Annotated in this window: 1 protein-coding gene; it reads right to left on the bottom strand. The window is 66.6% G+C overall.

What is annotated here, in order from left to right:
* Positions 1-188: 188 nt before the first annotated feature.
* Positions 189-20,252: non-ribosomal peptide synthase/polyketide synthase (locus tag AWC06_RS18550; protein ID WP_139820120.1), on the bottom strand; the 20,064-nt coding region annotated here is incomplete at its 5' end.

Below are 20,252 nucleotides of genomic sequence, written 5' to 3'. Positions count from 1 at the left end.
CGGTGAAGGCGGCTGCGGTGGCGGCGTTGGCGCGTTCATAGCCTTCGCGCGGTCTGCGGGGCGCTCTGTTGCCCACTGACAGCTTCTGGTTAATGACATTGCGACTGCGGCGAAGTCCGCACAATGCATTCGCGATCGACATTGCATTGTCGATGTGCGCCGAGTGCGGGTTGGGGTTCCCCAAGGGGCTAGAGCAGTCCGAGCAGTTGCAAGTCGGTGGCGTATTTGACGATGACCTGCGCCGAGATGTGCGGAATGTCGTTATCGGGGCCAATTTTCGCTTCCTGCACCGCGGCACGGAATCGGTCAGCCGGCGCGATGGACCGTCGCGTTGGCTCTGGGGGCTGTAAATCATTGGAATTGCGCGACAGTAACATCTGCAGCAGCGAATGCTCGCGCTGCTGTTCCGGCAGCTCACGCAAGCTCGCCTCGAATCGCTGCAACCACTCCCCAAAGTCACCGATGCGCTGGATCGGATAACCGGCGTCGATCAGCCAGTCCACGTACTCGTCGAGCCCGATCCCGTCGTCGTGCGGATTCATCACGTGGTAGGTCTGGAATCCTTCGACCGACCGGACACCCAGCGTGGCGATCGCTTCTGCGATGAATTCGACGGGCAGCGCGTCGAAGTGCGAGCGCTGCCGGTTGCCGTCGGCGTCGACCTGGTAAAAAGAGGCCGGCGCGATGCCGGTGGCGATCAGGCTCAGCATCAATTTGGTGAACACGTCCGACACGTTGAGCTGGCCCGTGAATGTGGTGTCGGCCAGGATCATGTCGCAGCGAAACACCGCGACCGGCAGACCGCACAGGTCGTTGGCGTAGCGCAGCAACACCTCACCTGCCCACTTGCTGCTCCCGTAGCCATGGGCGGACTCGTCGATCGCACGAGTGGGGCTGATGACGCGGATGTCGGCATCCTCGGTGAACGCCGACGGCTCGATCTGGTCGCCCACGTTGGCAGTGGAGACGTAAGTGTAGGGCTTGAGCTTCGTGGTGAGAGCGATCCGGATTAGCTCGGCGGTGCCCACGACGTTGGGCCCGAATAGCTCGTTATAGGGCAGTACGCCGCTGACCAGGGCTGCGGGATCGACGATCAGATCGATGGTGTCGGCTAGCCGCTGCCAGGTCTGGTCGTCCAGGCCGAGATTGGGCTCGCCCTTGTCGCCGGCGATGACCTGTAGATGATCGGTGGCCAGCTCCCGGTAGTGGGCCAGCAATTGAGGGTCGCCGCTGTCGAAGGTCTTGTCGAGCCGGCGCCGCGCATCCGCGTCGGACTTGGCGCGCACCAGGCAGATCAGCGTGCCGTTGACAAGGTCCATCCGCTCGAGCCATTCCAGGGCCAGGTAACGCCCGAGGAAGCCAGTCGCCCCGGTCAGCAGGACCGTCCGCACCTCAGGACTCGGGCCTGGCAGCGACGGGGCGGCGTTCAGCGTCGCGGCGTCGATGAACTTGTCCAGCGTCAGGTCGCTGGCGTGCACCTCTGTGGCATCGCCGCCGTGCACGGACGCAAAGCTGGGCCCTGTGGCCACCTGCTCGCCCACCAACTGCTGACTCAAGCTTTTAACGGACGGCGCGTTGAACAGGGTGCGCACCGCAAGGTGGGCATCCAGGCGGGTGTTGATCGCGGCGATCAGGCGCATCGCGGCAAGCGAATCCCCGCCGAGGTCGAAGAACGACTCATCCACCCCGACACGCTCAATCCCCAGGACCTGGGCGTAGATGCCGGCCAGAATCTCCTCGATGGGGCTGTCCGGGGCACGGTAACGATGGGCATCCTGATACTCGGGTGCCGGCAGGGCACGGGTGTCCAGTTTGCCGTTGGGTGTCAGCGGCAGCGCCGACACCACCACCACCGCGGCCGGGATCATGTACGGCGGTAGCTGCTCGGCCAGCGCGGTACGCGCCTTGGCCGGGTCGGCTGTCCCGGTGACATAGCCCACTAGGCGCTTGTCGCCGGGGCGGTCCTCGCGGGTGATCACCACGGCCTGCTCGACGCCGTCCACCCCGGCCAGCGCCGCCTGGACTTCACCACACTCGATCCGATACCCGCGGATCTTGACCTGCTCATCGACGCGTCCCAGATAGTCCAGCTGCCCATCGGCGCGCCAACGCACCAGGTCTCCGGTGCGATACATCCGTTGTCCCGGCGCTCCCGCGCCGCCGAACGGGCAGGCCACAAACCGCGAGGCCGTCAGCGCGCCCTGCCGCCAATACCCGCAACCCACTCCGCGACCCGCCAGGTACAACTCACCGGCCACACCCGCCGGAACCGGCCGCAACCACCCATCCAGCACAAACAATGCGGCCCCCGACACTGGCGAGCCGATCGGCGGTGCCCCCGAATCTGCCACCAACTGCGCACTCCCCGCGACACATACCGTGGTTTCGGTCGGGCCGTACTCGTTGACCATCACCCGCCCAGGCGCCCAACGGTCAACCAGTTCGGCTGGGCAGGGCTCACCGGCCACCACTAACGCCACCGAATCCAACCCTTCAGGTGACAACACCGCTAGCGCAGACGGGGTTTGACCTAACACGTTGACGTGTTCAGCAACTAGCACATCCTGAAAATCGGTTGGCGAACGTGTCACCGAGTCGGGTATCACCACCAGCCGCCCACCATGTAGCAGCGCGCTCCAGATTTCCCGCACCGAGAAATCGAAGGCATAGGAGTGGCACTGGCTCCAGACCTGACCCGACCCAGGCGTGAGGCCGGCATCAAAGGATGCAAACAGTTGGGCGACATTGTCGTGGGTGACCGCCACACCTTTGGGGACCCCGGTGGTGCCCGAGGTGTAAATGATGTAAGCGATATTGTCCGGCGCCGGCGCAGGAAGTGCTGTGCTGGGTTGGGTTTCCAGAGCGGGGTTGTTGACATCGATGACCACCACGTCGTGTCCGTCTATCCGCCCGGCCAGATCAGCTGTGGTGATCACGGCCACTGGGGCGGCATCGGCGAACATGAACCCGATCCGCGCCGCGGGCAGTGCCGGGTCGATCGGCAGATACGCCGCACCGGTTTTCAATACCGCGACAATCGCCGCGACCGCCTCGACGGACCGCTCCATCAGCAGCGCCACACATCCACCCGGGCCCGCGCGGTGAGCGGCCAACTGGTGCGCCAACCGGTTGGCGGCCTCATCAAGTTCCCGATAGGTCCACGAGATCTCACCGCATGTCAGCGCCACCGCATCCGGGGTGCGGGCCACCTGCGCGGCGAACAACGCCGGAATCGACGTCGCCGTGGGTGCGGGCTGGGTCAACACCGCTCGATTGCTCCACCGGTCCAGGTGGGCATGCTCGCCGGCATCGAGCAGATCCACCGACGACAGCCGCCGAGTCGGCTCGGCGATGACCGCCACCAACACCCGCTCCCACCGCCCGATCAACGCCTCGATGCTTTCCGAATCGAACACGTCGGTGCGAAATTCCACCGTCCCGCCGATCCCGGCGGGCTCACCGGCCTCGGTCCAGCGTTCCCCGAGGGAGAATGAAAGGTCCATGCGGGCCGTCTGGGTGTCCACCGGCAGCGGTGTGACCTGCAGATCACCCAAGGCCAACCCGGCGGCGGCGCCATTGTTGTGCCAGGGGACGTTCTGCCACGCCAACATCACCTGGATCAGCGGGTGATGGGTCAGGCTTCGGACGGGGTTGAGCCGCTCCACCAGCACCTCAAAGGGCACATCTTGGTGCTCGTAGGCGGCCAGGCTGCGCCGTCGTACCTGAGCCAGCAACTCGGCGACGGTGGGATCACCGGCCAGATCGACCCGCAGCACCAAGGTGTTGACGAAAAACCCCACCAGCTCATCCAGCGCGGGGTCGCGCCGCCCGGCGATCGGAAAACCGACCGACACGTCGCTGCTGGCGCTGATCTTGGCCAGCAGCACCGCCAGGGCGGCCTGGATCACCATGAAGCTGGTCGCGTTGTGCTCACGGGCCACCCGAGCAACCTGTTGCTGCAGCTCGGCCGACCAGTCCACCGACACCGTGGCGCCGCGCTGATCGGCCAACGGCGGGTAGGGCCGATCGGTGGGCAGATCCAAATGCTCGGGCATCCCAGCCAGCACATCCTGCCAATAGGCCAGCTGCGCACCGATAGCACTGTGCGGGTCCGCCAGTTCACCAAGATGCTGGCGCTGCCACAGCGTGTAATCGGCATACTGCACCGCCAATGGCGCCCAGCCGGGAGCTTGCCCCGCGCACCGGCTGGCATAGGCCACCCCCAGATCACGCGCCAGCGGGCTAAGCGACCAGCCATCGGCGGCGATGTGGTGCACGACGATTACCAGCACGTGCTCGTCCTCGCTGACGCGGAAAAGCCGTGCCCGCAAAGGGATCTCAGTGGCTAGATCGAAGGTGGTACGCGCCGCCTCCCTGACAGCCTCACCCAGCCGGCCGGTCGACCAGCCGTTCGCATCGACAACGTGCCAGCCGAAATCGGCACCCGCAGCGGGGATAATCACCTGATGAGGTGTCCCCTCGACCGTGGGGAATACCGTGCGCAGGCTTTCATGGCGATCCACCACATCGGCCAGCGCCGCACTCAACGCCTCGGCATCAAGCCGCCCGCGCAACCGCAACGCCGCCGCCATGTTGTAAACCGGTGAAGGCCCCTGCAACTGGTCGATAAACCACAACCGGCTCTGAGCAAACGACAACGGAACCACCGCCGGCCGCTCAACCGCTACTAACCGCGGAAGCCCACGCGCCTTCTCCCCAATACGCGGCGCTAATCGGGCAACGGTGGACGCCTCGAACACGGTGCGCACCGAAAGGCCGGCATCCATGCCGGTATTGACCGCCGCGACAAGGCGCATCGCCGACAGTGAATCCCCGCCCAGATCGAAGAATGAGTCATCGACGCCGACCCGCTCAAGCCCCAGTATCTGGGCGTAGATACCGGCCAGGATCTCCTCGACGAGCGTGCTCGGGGGCCGATACCCGACAGCGGTGTATTCGGGCGCCGGCAGCGCGCGGATGTCGAGTTTGCCGTTGGGGGCCAGCGGCAGCGCCTCTACGACCACCACCGCCGCCGGCACCATGTAGGCCGGGAGCCGCTCGCCCAGCACGGCGCGCGCCTCAGCCGGGTCGGCGGTGCCGGTGACATAACCCACCAGGCGCTTGTCGCCGGGGCGGTCCTCGCGGGCGATCACTACCGCCTGCTCCACCCCATCCAACCGAGTCAGGGCCGCGCGCACCTCACCGAGTTCGATGCGATACCCGCGGATCTTGACCTGCTCATCGGCCCGCCCCACATACACCAACTGGCCATCGGCACCCCAACGCACCAGATCCCCGGTGCGATACATCCGTTGTCCGGGTTGTCCCGCACTGCCTGCGCCGCCGAACGGACACGCCACAAAGCGCGACCCGGTCAAAGCAGGCCGCCGCCAATACCCACACCCGACCCCCCGGCCGGCCACATACAACTCCCCGACCACGCCGGCTGGCACCGGACGCAACCACCCATCCAGCACAAACAACGCCGCCCCACCCACTGGCGAACCGATCGGCACGACCCCTGAACCGGGCGTCAACGGCGCACTCGACGACGCATACCAGGTTTCGGTCTCGCCGTAGGCGTTGATCATCACCCGCCCGGGCGCCCATCGATCTAGCACCTCGGCCGGGCAGGGTTCACCGGCCACCACCAACGCCACCGACTCCAACCCCTCAGGCGACAACATCCGCACGGCAGAAGGGGTTTGGCTTAAGACACCGACTTTTTCACCCACCAGCAATGCGTGGAAGTCCTCCGGTGAGCGGGCCACCGCCTCGGATATCACCACCAGCCGCCCGCCGTGCAGGAGCGCGCTGCAGATCTCCCATACCGAGACGTCGAAACCGTAGGAATGACACTGCGACCACACACCCACTGCCGGCAGGTCGGCATTCAACGACTCCAACAGCTGAGTCACGTTCTGGTGGGTGATGGCCACCCCCTTAGGGATACCGGTGGTGCCTGAGGTGTAGAGGATGTAGGCGATATCGTCCGGACCCGGCGCCGGCGGTGCCGTGCTGGATTGGCTGTCAACAGCGGAGTCTTCGGCATCGATGATCAGCAGGTCATGCCCGTCCAGCCGCGAGCGCAGCCCAGTGGTGGTGACGGCGGCCGCCGGCGCGGCATCAGCAAGCATGAACCCGATCCGCGTCGCCGGCAGCGCCGGGTCGATCGGCAGATAGGCCGCCCCGGTTTTCAGTACCGCCAAAATCGCCACGATCGCCTCAGCCGAACGCGAAAACAGCAGCGCCACACAGTCGCCCGGGCCCAACCCGTGAGCGGCCAAAAGATGCGCCAATCGGTTGGCGGCCCCCTCGAGATCCCGGTACGTCATTGAGCGGCCCTCGAAGGTCACCGCCACCGCATCGGGCGTGCGCGCCACCTGTGCGGCGAACAGCACCGGAATCGACACCGCCGTGGTCGCCGGCTCGCCTAACACCGCCCGGTTACCCCAACCCTCCAAGCGGGCGCGCTCGCCGGCATCGAGCAGATCCACCGACGACAGCCGCCGACTGGGATCGGCGGTCATCGCCACCAACACCCGCTCCAACCGCCCAATCAACGCCTCGATGCTGTCCGCGTCGAACACATCGGTGCGGAATTCCACGCTCCCGGCGATTCCGGCGGGCTCACCGGCCTCGCTCCAGCGTTCGGCCAGGGATACCACCAAATCCATGCGGGCAGTCTGGGTGTCCACCGCGATTGGTGTGACCTGAAGATCACTCAACGCCAACCCGGCGGAGGGATCTGTGCCCTGCCCGGGAAGGTTCTGCCAGGCCAACATCACCTGGATCAGGGGGTGATGGGTCAGGCTTCGGGCGGGGTTGAGCCGCTCCACCAACACCTCAAAGGGCACGTCTTGGTGCTCGTAGGCGGCCAGGCTGCGCCGTCGTACCTGAGCCAGCAACTCGGCGACGGTGGGATCACCGGCCAGATCGACCCGCAGCACCAAGGTGTTGACAAAAAACCCGACCAGCTCATCCAGCGCGGGGTCGCGTCGCCCGGCGATCGGGAAACCGACCGCCACGTCGCTGCTGGCGCTGAGCTTGGAAAGCATCACCGCCAGAGCGGCCTGGATCACCATGAAGCTGGTCGCGTTGTGCTCACGGGCCACGCGAGCAATCTGCTGCTGCAGCTCGGGCGGCCACTGCACGGCCGCCATGGCGCCGCGGTGGTCGGCAACCGGTGGATAAGGCCGATCGGTCGGCAGCTCCAGATGCTCGGGCATCCCGGCGAGCACATCCTGCCAGTAGGCCAGCTGCGCGGCGATTGGGCTGTCGCTATCGTCGAAATCGCCAAACTGCGCGCGCTGCCACAGCGTGTAATCGGCATACTGCACCGCCAATGGCGCCCAGCCGGGAGCTTGCCCCGCGCACCGGCTGGCATAAGCCACACCCAGATCAGCAGCCAGTGGCCTCAGCGACCAGCCATCCGCGGCGATATGGTGCGCCACGATCACCAGCACGTGTTCGTTCTCGGCGACTCGGAAAAGCCGTGCCCGCAACGGGATCTCGGCGCCCAGGTCAAACGGGTGACGGACCACCTCATCGATGGCTTCACCCAGCCGGGCCGACGGCCAGCCCGCGGCATCAACAACCTCCCACCCGAAATCGGCGTCTTCCCTAGGGATAACCACCTGTTGGGGTGTGCCCTCGGGCGCCGCAAACATCGTGCGCAGGCTTTCATGGCGGCCCACCACATCGGCCAGCGCCGTAGCCAATGCCTCAACGTCAAGCCCGCCAGTTAACCGCAAGGCCGCCGTTGTGTTGTAGACCGCCGAGGGCCCCTGCAACTGGTCGATAAACCACAACCGGCTCTGGGCGAAGGACAACGGAATCATCGCCGGCCGCTCACCGGCCACCAGCCGCGGCAGCCGACCCGCACCCACACCGATACGGGGCGCCAGCTGGGCCACCGTGGGCGCCTCAAACACCGTGCGCACCGAAAGATCGGCGTCCAGGCCGGTATTAACCGCCGCGGTCAGACGCATTGCCGAAATGCTGTCCCCGCCAAGATCGAAGAAGGACTCATCGACGCCGACGCGTTCGAGTCCGAGTACTTGGGCGTAGATGCCGGCCAGGATCTCCTCGACCGCATCGGCTGGGGCGCGATGCTCACCGGCGCTGTATGCGGGTGACGGTAGGGCGCGGGTGTCGAGTTTGCCGTTAGGTGTCAACGGCAGCGCCTCGAGCACCACCACCGCGGCCGGCACGATATACGGCGGGAGCAGATCGGCCAGCTCCTCGCGCACCTGGGCCGGGTCTGCTGTGCCGGTGACATAGCCGACCAGGCGCTTGTCGCCGGGGCGGTCCTCGCGGGCGATCACCACCGCCTGCTCCACCCCGTCCAGCCGGGTCAGGACGGCCTGAACCTCACCGAGCTCGACGCGATAGCCGCGGATTTTGACCTGCTCATCGGTGCGACCCACATAATCCAGCTGGCCATCGGCCCGCCAACGCACCAGATCCCCGGTGCGATACATCCGTTGTCCCGGCGCTGCCGCGCCGCCGAACGGGCAAGCCACAAACCGCGACGCGGTCAACCCCGCCCGGCGCACATACCCACAGCCCACCCCAGAACCGGCCACATACAATTCCCCGACCACACCCGCCGACACCGGGCGCAACCACCCATCCAGCACAAACAACGCCGCCCCCGACACCGGCGAGCCGATCGGCGGCGCCCCTATTCCCGGTGTCAACGGCGCACTGATCGCCACACACATCGTGGTCTCGGTCGGCCCATAGGCGTTGACCATCAGGCGCCCCGGCGCCCAGCGATCCACCACCTCAGCCGGACACGGCTCACCGACCATCCACAATGCCGCCGACTCCAACCCCTCAGCTGGCAACACCGCCACCGCAGACGGGGTCTTGGTCAACACACTGACCCGTTCGCTGACCAGCATGTCGTGCAAGTCCTCCGGGGAGCGCGCCACCACGTCGGGCACCACCACCAGCCGCCCACCTCGCAGCAGCGCACCGAAGATCTCCCACACCGACACATCGAAGGCCAAGGAGTGACTCTGCGCCCACACTCCGGCCGCCGGCAGCCCGGCATCCAAAGACTCCAACAGCTGGGTGACGTTGCGGTGGGTGATCGCCACCCCCTTGGGCATCCCGGTGGTGCCCGAGGTGTAAATCAAGTAGGCGATATCGTCCGGGTCCGGCGCCGCCAACGCCGTACTTGGCTGGGCATTAATAGCGGGATCGTCGACATCGATCATCAGCAGCTGCTGCCTGTCGAGCCGGTCGGCCAGCCCAGCGGTGGTGATCACGGCGATCGGCGCGGCATCGTCAAGCATGAACCCCATCCGCGCCGCCGGCAGCGCCGCATCGATCGGCAGATAGGCCGCCCCGCTCTTCAACACCGCCAGGATCGCGATCACCGCATGAGCCGAGCGTTCGACCAGCAGCCCCACCACACAACCCGGGCCCACCCCATGCTCGGCGAGCAGGTGCGCGAACCGGTTCGCGGCCTCATCCAGCTCGCGATAGGTCCAGGAACGCTCCGCGCACACCAGGGCCACCGTCTGCGGGGCACGTTTTACTTGCGCGGCGAACAACCCCGGAACCGACACTGGCGCGGGTGCTGGCCTGCTCAACACCACGCGGTTCCCCCACGCCTCGAGCTGGGCGTGCTCAGCCTCGTTGAGCAGATCCACCGACACGAGCGGCTGCCCCGGATCGCCCGTCATCGCCACCAAAACCCGCTGTAACCGTTCGGTCAGCGCGTCGATGCTGTCCTCGTCGATGACGTCGGTGTCGTATTCCACCCGGAAGCCCAATTCGCGGCCCGGCAGGGCTTGCATCGCCAGTGGGTAGTGGGTGCATTCGTGGCTGCTGATATCGGTAACGGCTAGAGCCTGGTCGTCCGCCAACGCGGCAGTGTCCAGGGGATAGTTTTCGTATCCGAAGAGGGTGTCGAACAGTTTTTCGTGACCGGTGATCCGCTGGATCTCATTTAGCGCCAGGTGCTGGTGCTCAAGTGTGTCATTGTGGGTGTTTTGCAGGCAGTCCAGCAGTTGCGCGGTGGTGGTTGTCGCTGTGATGCGCGCCCGCACCGGGACTGTATTCATGAGTAGGCCCACCATCGATTCCGCCCCGACCACCTCGGCCGGCCTACCCGAAACCGTGGTGCCGAATGCGACATCGTGCTGACCGGTCAGCCAGCACAGCAGCTGCGCGAAGGCGGCCTCCAGCACGGTATTGACGGTGGTGTGACACGAGCGGGCCAGCTCGCTAACCGCCCGGGTGGTCTGGGCGGACACCCGGAACGATTTCACGCCTCGGGGGCCGAGCCTCAACATTTGCGGCGGTCCGACCAGTGTTGGGGTGTCAAAACCGGCGAGCACCTCGCGCCAGGCCGCGCGGGCGGCATCGAGGTCACGATCGGCCAGCCAGGTAACAAAGCTCCGATAGGACGGGGCCGCCGCCAGCCGCTGCCCGCTAAACCTAGCGAATATTTCCCGCAGCAGGACCGACATCGACCAGCCATCGAGGACGATGTGGTGATTAGTCAGCACAAACCGGTGGAGATCTGGTGTGATGCGGATCAAAGCCGCTCGAAAGGTCGGCTCGTGGACGATATCGCCGACAGCGGCGCGCTCAGCAGCGCATATCTGCTGAATTAGGTTATCCGCGTCGACGTCGATGCCACCGACGTCGGCTCCGAGATCTACATACCGCCACGCCAGCACGGGATCATTCGGAACGATCTGCACCGGTCGGTCAACTTGTGGGCAGAATCGGGCCACCAGATGCGGATGCCGGTTGACCACCGCGTGCACGGCATCGCGTAGACGGTGCTCATCGAGTCGACCACTCAAGGTGATATCCAGCTGCACTGCATAAAGATCGTGCTCGCTGTCCTGCGCGGTGCTGGCGTGGAACAGCAGTCCCTGCTGCAAGGGGGTCAACGGCAAAATATCGGCGATCTCATACTGCTGCTGAAGCTCATCGATCTGCTGTTGGCTAAGTTGCGCGGGCGCAACGTCAGACGGGGTGAACCCGCCCCCGCCGCGTCGGACATGCGCGCAGATACCGCCGAGGGCGTCAAACCACAGCTGGCTAAGCTGGCCGATCGCGGTGCGATCGAGTTTGGATGGCGCCCACGTCCAATTGGCATGCAGGTGCGGGCCGGTATCGGTGTCGACGGTGACGGCGTTGACGTCCACGGTGTGCATCAGCGGCATGCGCACCGCGCTGGCGCCAGTGAGCGACAAGCCGTCCCGGCAGATCCGCCAACCATCACCGGACGCCTCGGCGTTCGCGACGCTTAAACGCCCCAGATAGTTAAACCCGATCGGCGGGTCTGACCCATCCAGGTCAACGTCGCTGTTGAGATAGCGCAGCACACCGTAGGTCAGCGGATCGGGCAGGGCCCGAAGCTGCTCCTTGGCGTCTTTGATCACCGCCCCCAGCGCCGCCTCGCCGGCCAGCACCTGCGCCCACGACAGCCCACCCACCGTCAGCGACACCGGGTATTTAGCGGTAAACCACCCCACGGTGCGCGACAGATCAACGTCGAAGGCTAGCTCCTCATGACGGCCGTGGCCCTCCACGTCGATGCCCAGCGGCGCGCTGCCGTTGCCCAAGAAATGCGCCCAGGCCAAGGCGAACGCGATCAGCAGGATGTCCTGCACCCCGGCATGGAAGGCCGCCGGCACCTCACCAAGCAGCATGCCGGTGGCCTCGGCATCCAGCGACACCGACAGGTATCCGGCAGTGGCATACGTATCCACCGCCGGCTCGACCGCGGGCAGCGGGGCAGGGATCGCCGCCACCTGCCGCCAGGCACCCGCCTGGTCCACGACTTCGGGCCGGCGCGCGTGTTCCGCCAGCAGCGACGCCCAGCCGGCAAACGACGTCCCGCCCGCCGGCAACACCACCGGCTGTCCCCCCCGATGCTGGGCCCAGGCGATATTAAGGTCCTCCAACAAGATCCGCCAGGACACGCCGTCGACGGCCAGATGGTGAATGGTCAGCACCAGCTGGCCGGTGGAGGCAACCCACAACGCGCTGATCATCGCCCCGGCCGCCGGGTTCAGCCGAGACCGCGCCCCCACCAGCGCCTCATCGGATAGCACGTCCACCACTTGTAGGCACCCGCCGGCCTCGACCGACCCCACCTCGGGCGCCGTCAACGACCACCCGCCCGCGCCGTCGTCATCGACGTGCAGCCGCAACATGGCGTGTCGATCCAGCAAGGCCTGCAGCATCACGACCACGTCAGCCTCGGTCACCCCCGCCGGGGCCTGCACCACCATGGTCTGGTTGAACTGCTCGATCGGGCCGTCCACGCCCTGCAGCCACCGCATGATCGGTGTCGCGACCACCGGTCCAACACCCTCATCGACCACGGTGCGCTCACCGGTGGTCACCGTGGCTACCCGGGCCAGCCGGGCTACGGTTTGCTCGACGAAGATGTCGCGCGGCCGGCACAGCACGCCCGCCGCGCGGGCCCGCGCCACCACCTGCATCGCCGAAATGCTGTCCCCACCCAAATCAAAGAATGAGTCGTCGACCCCGACCCGCTCGAGTCCCAGCACCTGGGCGTAGATGTCGGCTAGGACCTCCTCGACCGCGTCGGCCGGGGCCCGGTACTCACCAGCGGCGTATTCGGGTGCCGGTAGGGCGCGGGTGTCCAGTTTGCCGTTGACCGTCAACGGCAGCTCGTCGAGCACCACCACCGCCGCCGGCACCATATACGCCGGCAACCGCTCGCCCAACTGCGCGCGGATCGCGGCCGGGTCGGCGGTCCCGGTGACATAGCCCACCAGGCGCTTGTCGCCCGGGCGGTCCTCACGGACCATCACCGCCGCCTGCTGAACCCCCTCGAACGCGGTCAGGACCGAGCGGATTTCGCCGAGCTCGATGCGATACCCGCGGATCTTGACCTGCTCATCGGCGCGCCCCAGATACACCAACTGCCCATCGGCACCCCAGCGCACCAAATCCCCGGTGCGATACATCCGCGACCCCGCGCGCCCAAACGGGCACGCCACAAACCGCGACCCGGTCAACCCGGCCCGACGCCAATACCCCACACCCACGCCGGCGCCGGCCACATACAACTCCCCAACCACACCCGCCGGCACCGGACGCAACCACCCATCCAGCACAAACAAACCCGCCCCCGACACCGGCGCACCGATCGGCACCACGCCCGAGCCCGGGATTAGCGGCGCACTGACCGCCGCATAGATTGTGGCCTCGGTGGGACCGTAGGCGTTGAGCATCACCCGCCCCGGCGCCCACCGATCAACCACGTCAGCTGGACAGGCCTCACCGGCCACCACCAACGCCATTGAATCCAGCCCCTCGGGCGAGAGCATGGCCACCGCCGACGGGGTTTGACTCAACACGCTGACCTGTTCGGCTACCAGCAGTGCATAAAAATCTTCGGGGGAACGCACCACCGAATCAGGGATTACCACGAGCCGCCCACCATGCAGCAGCGCGCCGAAGATCTCCGACACCGAGACGTCGAAACCATAGGAATGCCACTGCGACCACACCTGCCCCGATCGCTGTGGCAGCCAGCTATCCAATGACGCCAACAGCTGGGTGACGTTCTGGTGGGTAACCGCAACCCCCTTGGGAACCCCGGTGGTGCCCGAGGTGTAAATCAGGTAAGCCAGATCATCGGGGTCCGGCGCGGGCAGTGCGGTGCGGGGTTGGGCGTCAACGACAGGATCGTTGACGTCGATGACGACCACGTCGTGGCCGTCGAGCCGCGACCGCAGTCCGGTGGTGGTGATCGCGGCGATCGGTGCGGCGTCATCGAGCATGAACCCGATCCGCGCCGCCGGCAGTGCCGGGTCGATCGGCAGATACGCCGCCCCGGTCTTGAGCACCGCCAGCATCGCCACGATCGCCTCGGCCGCTCGAGTAAACAGCAGCGCCACACGCTCGCCAGGGCCTGCGCCACGGGCGGCGAGCAGGTGCGCCAACCGGTTCGCGGCCTCATCCAGCTCCCGGTAGGTCCACGAGACCTCACCGCACGTCAGCGCCACCGCATCCGGGGTGCGGGCCACCTGCGCGGCGAACACCACCGGAACCGCGGTCGGCGTGCTCACTGGCATGGTCAGCACCGCCCGATTGCCCCAGCCCTCTAACCGGGCATGCTCGCCGGGATCGAGCAAATCCACCGACGACAATCGCCGAGTCGGGTCGGCGGTGATCGCCACCAACACCCGCTCTAACCGGCGGATCAACGCCTCGATGCTGTGCGCGTCGAACACGTCGGTGCGAAATTCCACCGTCCCGCCAATCCCTGCGGGCGCACCGGCCTCGCTCCAGCGTTCGGCCAGGGAAAATGTGAGGTCCATCCGGGCGGCCTGGGTATCTACCGGCATCGGGGTGACGTGCAGATCACCCAGGGCCAACCCGACGGCGGGGTCAGTGTCTTGCCCGGGAAGGTTTTGCCAGGCCAACATCACCTGCACCAGCGGGTGATGGGTCAGGCTTCGGGTGGGGTTGAGCCGCTCCACCAGCACCTCAAAGGGCACATCTTGATGCTCGAACGCCTCCAAGCTGAGCGAGCGGACCTGGGCCAACAGTTCGGCAAAGTCGGGATCACCGGCCAGATCGACCCGCAGCACCAGGGTGTTGACGAAAAACCCCACCAACTCATCCAGCGCTGGGTCACGCCGTCCGGCGATCGGGAACCCGACTGCCACATCAGGGCTGGCGCTGATCTTCGAGAGCAGCACTGCCAGGGCGGCCTGGATCACCATGAAACTGGTCGCATTATGCTCGCGGGCCACCGCAGCAACCCGCTGCTGCAGCTCGGCCGTCCAGTCGACTGCCAGGGTGGCGCCCCGCTGATCGGCAAACGGCGGATACGGCCGATCGGTGGGTAAGTCCAGGCGTTCGGGCAGTCCGGCCAGCGCCTGCTGCCAGTAGGCCAGCTGCGCGGCAATCGGGCTGTCGCTGTTTTCCAGATCGCCTAGCTGCGCGCGCTGCCACAGCGTGAAATCGATGTATTGCACCGCCAACGGGTCCCAGCCGGGGGCCTGCGCAGCGCAGCGGCTGGCATACGCGACGCCTAAATCACGCATCAGCGGGGTGATCGACCAGCCGTCGGCGGCGATGTGGTGCACCACGGCCACCAGCACGTGCTCATCCTCGGCAACGCGGAAAAGCCGTGCCCGCAACGGGATCTGGTTGGCCAGATCAAACGTGTAACGCGCCACGGTCTCGGTAGCCTCGCGCAGGTGACCGGCCGACAATTCCGTCGCGTCAACGACATCCCAGCCGAAATCGGCTTGCTCAGTAGGGATAACGAGCTGTTGGGGTGTGCCCTCAGGCGCCGGGAACAGCGTGCGCAGGCTTTCGTGGCGGCCCACCACATCGGCCAGCGCGGCACCCAGCGCCTCGACGTCCAGCCGCCCGCGCAGCCGCAACCCTATCGCGATGTTGTACACGGGCGAGGGCCCCTGCAACTGATCCAGGATCCACAAGCGGTTTTGGGCAAACGACAACGGAACAATCGCCGGCCGCTCACCCGCCACCAACGGCTCCAGCCGACCTGCTCCCTCACCGACACGGGGCGCCAACTGGGCCACCGTGGGCGCCTCGAACAAGGTGCGCACCGCAAGGTCGGCATCCAGGCTGGTGTTGATCGCCCCGATCAGGCGCATCGCCGAGAGCGAATCCCCACCCAAATCGAAGAACGAGTCGTCGACCCCGACGCGTTCGAGTCCGAGGATCTGGGCGTAGATGCCGGCCAGGATCTCTTCGACGAGGGTGCTCGGGGGCCGATACCCGCCAGCGGTGTACTCCGGTGCCGGCAGGGCGCGGGTGTCCAGTTTGCCGTTGACCGTCAACGGCAGCGCCTCTAACACCACCACCGCCGCCGGCACCATATAGGCCGGCAACCGCTCAGCCAGCTTCTCGCGTATCTCGGCCGGGTCGGCGGTCCCGGTGACATAGCCCACCAGGCGCTTATCGCCCGGGCGGTCCTCGCGGGCCATCACTGCCGCCTGCTCAACCCCATCCAACGCGGTTAGAGCCGACCGGATTTCGCCGAGTTCGATGCGATACCCGCGGATCTTGACCTGCTCGTCGGCGCGCCCCAGATACTGCAGCTGTCCATCGGCGTCCCACCGCACCAGATCCCCGGTGCGATACATCCGCGCCCCCGACCCGCCGAACGGACACGCCACAAACCGCGACCCGGTCAACCCGGCCCGGCGCACATATCCACACGCCACCCCGGAACCGGCCACATACAACTCCCCGACCACCCCGGTGGGCACCGGACGCAACCAGCCATCCAGCACAAACAACGCCGCCCCCGGCACCGGCGCACCGATCGGCGGCGGCCCCGACCCGGATGCCAGCGGCGCGCTGATCGCGGCATACACCGTGGTCTCGGTGGGGCCGTAGCCGTTGATCATCACCCGCCCCGGCGCCCAGCGATCCACCACCTCGGGCGGGCAGGGCTCAGCGGCGATCATCAACGCCGCTGACTCCAACCCCTCCGGTGATAGCACCCCCACCGCCGACGGGGTTTGACTTAACACGCTGACCCGTTCGGCAATCAGCAAGGCATGCAGGTCTTCCGGTGAGCGGGCCACCTCCTCGGGCACCACAACCAACCGCCCGCCGTGCAGCAGCGCACCCCAGATCTCCCACACCGAGTAGTCAAAGGCAAATGAGTGACACTGCGCCCACACCTGCCCCGGCGCCAGCTCCACGCCGACATCCAGTGAGTCGAACAACCGGGTGACATTGTGGTGGGTGACCGCCACCCCTTTCGGGATCCCGGTGGTGCCCGAGGTGTAGATCAGGTAGGCGATATCGTCGGGGTCCGGCGGCGGTGGTGCGGTGCCCGGATAGGTCGCGATTCGGGGATCATCGATATCGATGAGCAGCAGATCATGCCCGTGCAGCCGCCCGGCTAGCTCGGTGGTGGTGATCGCCGCGGTGGGCGCGGCGTCGGCGAGCAGCAGCCCGATCCGGGTCGCCGGCAGTGCTGGGTCGATCGGCAGATAGGCCGCCCCGGTCTTGAGCACCGCCAACATCGCCGCGACCGCCTCGGCCGAGCGCTGCACCAGCAGCGCCACACACTGTCCCGGGCCCACCCCATGCTCGGCGAGCAGGTGCGCCAACCGGTTGGCCGCCTCATCGAGCTGCCGGTAGGTCCACGAAAGCTCACCGCACACCAGCGCCACCGCCTCCGGCGTGCGGGCGACCTGCGCGGCGAACACCACCGGAACCGACACCGCAGGTGCGGGCTGGGTCAACACCGCCCGATTACCAACCTCATCCAGCCGGGCATGCTCACCGGCATCAAGCAAATCCACCGACGACAACCGCCCGAAGGGGTCGGCGGTCATCGCCACCAACACCCGCTGCCAGCGCCCGATCAACGCCTCGATGCTGGCCGCGTCGAACACATCGGTGTCGTATTCCACCCGAAAGCCCAATTCGTGGCCCGGCAGCGCCTGCACCGTCAGCGGGTAGTGGGTGCATTCATGGCTGGTGATCTCGCTGACGGCCAGTTCCTGATCACCCGCCAACGCGCCAACATCCAGGGGATAGTTTTCATGGGCGAAAACGGTGTCAAACAGCGTGTCCTGACCGCTGATCCGCTGAATCTCGGCTAGCCCCAGATGCTGATGCTCCAGAGTGTCGTTGTACGCAGTTTGCAGCTGGTCGAGCAGCTCGGTGGTGGTGGTTGTCGCGGTCAGGCGCGCCCGCACCGGCACCGTGTTGATCAACAGCCCCACCATCGATTCCGCCCCGGCCACCTCGGCCGGCCGCCCCGAAACCGTGGTGCCAAAGACCACATCATGCTGACCGGCCAGCCAGCACAACAGCTGCGCGAAGGCGCCCTGCAGCACCGTGTTAACGGTGGTATGACACGAGCGGGCCAGCTCGCTAACCGCCCGGGTGATATCGGCGGACACCCGAAACGATTTCACCCCTCGGGGCCCAAACCCCAACCTTTGCGGCGGCCCTACCAAGGTGGGGGTATCCAAGCCGGCCAGCACCTCGCGCCAAGCCGCGCGGGCGCCATCAAGGTCACGCCCGGCCAGCCAGCTCAGCAACACCCGATACGGCACCGTCGCAGGCAGCCGCCGCCCGTAATAGCCGGCGAATATTTCGCGCAGCAGAATCGGCATCGACCAACCATCGAGCACAACGTGATGATGGGTCAGCACAAACCGGTGCCGATCTGCTGCGACGCGGATCAACGCCACCCGAAAGGCCGCCCGATCGGCGATATCGCCGACCGCGGCGCGCTCAGCAGCACATATCCGCCGGATCTGCTCATCGCCATCGACGTCGTCACCGTCGAGCTCGACATAGCGCCACGCCAGCACGGGATCGGCCGGCACGATCTGCACCGGCTCGTCGAACCGGTCGCAGAAACGGGCCACCAGATGCGGATGCCGATCGACCACCGCTTGCACCGCATCGCGCAGACGGTGCTCATCGAGTCGACCACTCAACGTGATATCCAGCTGCACCGCATACAAGTCGTCCTCGCCATCCCGCGCGGTGCTGGCATGAAACAGCAGCCCCTGCTGCAACGGGGTCAACGGCAAAATATCGGCGATCTCATACTGCCGCTGCAGCTCATCGATCTGCTGCTGGCTAAGACGCGCGGGCACAACATCCGACGGGCTCAACCCGCCCCCACCGCATCGGACATGCGCGCAGATACCGGCCAGGGCATCAAACCACAACCGGCTCAACCGAGTGATTTGCCCGTGATCCAAAACCGACCGCGCCCACGTCCAATTGGCATGCAGGTGCGGGCCGGTGTCGGTATCGATGGTGACGGCGTTGACGTCCACGGTGTGCATCAGCGGCATCGGCACCGCGCTGGCGCCAGTGAGCGACAAGCCGTCCCGGCAGATCCGCCAACCATCACCAGACGCCTCGGCCACGCCCAGCCGCCCCAGATAGTTAAACCCGATCGGCGGGTCTGACCCATCCAGGTCAACGTCGCTGTTGAGATAGCGCAGCACACCATAGGTCAGCGGATCGGGCAGGGCGCGAAGCTGCTCCTTGGCGTCTTTGATCACCGCCCCCAGCGCCGCCTCGCCGGCCAGCACCTGCGCCCACGACAGCCCCCCCACCGTCAACGACACCGGGTATTTAGTGGTAAACCACCCTACGGTGCGCGACAAATCCACATCGGCGGCCAGCTCCTCATGACGGCCGTGGCCCTCCACGTCGATGCCCACCGGCGCGCCGCCCTTGCCCACAAACTCCGCCACCGCCACCGCGAACGCGATCAACAAGATGTCCTGCACCCCGGCATGAAACGCTGCCGGCACCTCACCAAGCAGCATGCCGGTGGTCTCGGCATCCAGCGACACCGACAGATGCCCGGCGCTTTCATAGGTATCCACCGCCGGCTGCACCGCGGGCAGCGCGGCAGGAATCGCCGCCACCTGCCGCCAGGCGTCGGCCTGCTCCACCACCTGCGGGCGATGCGCATGCTCGGCCAGCAGCGACGCCCACCGGGCAAACGACGTCCCGCCCCCCGGCAACACCACCGGCTGTCCGCCCCGAAGCTGGGCCCAGCCGATATTGAGGTCCTCCAACAAAATCCGCCACGACACCCCGTCGACGGCCAGATGGTGAATGATCAACACCAGCTGACCGGTGGAGGCCACCCACACCGCGCTCAGCATCGCCCCGGCCGCCGGGTTCAGCCGAGACCGCGCCCCCACCACCGCCTCATCGGACAACACCTCCACCGATTGCAAGCACCCATCAGCAGCCACCGAGCCGGCCTCGGGCACCGTCAACAACCAGCCCCCCGCCCCGTCGTCATCGACGCGCAGCCGCAACATGGCATGCCGATCCAACAACGCCTGCACCGCCACCACCACGTCAGGCTCCGTGACCCCAGCCGGGGCCTGCACCACCATGGTCTGGTTGAACTGCTCGATCGGGCCGTCCACGCTGTGCAACCACCGCATGATCGGAGTCGCGGCAACCGCCCCAACGCCTTCATCAACCACGGTGCGCTCACCGGTGGCCACCGCGGCCACCCGGGCCAGCCGGGCCACGGTCTGCTCGACGAACACATCCCGAGGGCGACACACCAACCCGGCCGCCCGCGCCCGCGCCACCACCTGCATCGACAAAATGCTGTCCCCACCCAGCTCGAAGAACGAGTCATCGACCCCGACCCGTTCGAGCCCGAGGACCTGGGCGTAGATGCCGGCCAGGATCTCCTCGACCGCGCCGACCGGGGCCCGGTAATCACCCGCGGCGTA

Source organism: Mycobacterium fragae (assembly GCF_002102185.1).
Classification (GTDB): Bacteria; Actinomycetota; Actinomycetes; order Mycobacteriales; family Mycobacteriaceae; genus Mycobacterium; species Mycobacterium fragae.
The sequence above is the reverse complement of the archived record's forward strand: the minus strand, read 5'-3'. Positions and strand labels throughout refer to the sequence as shown.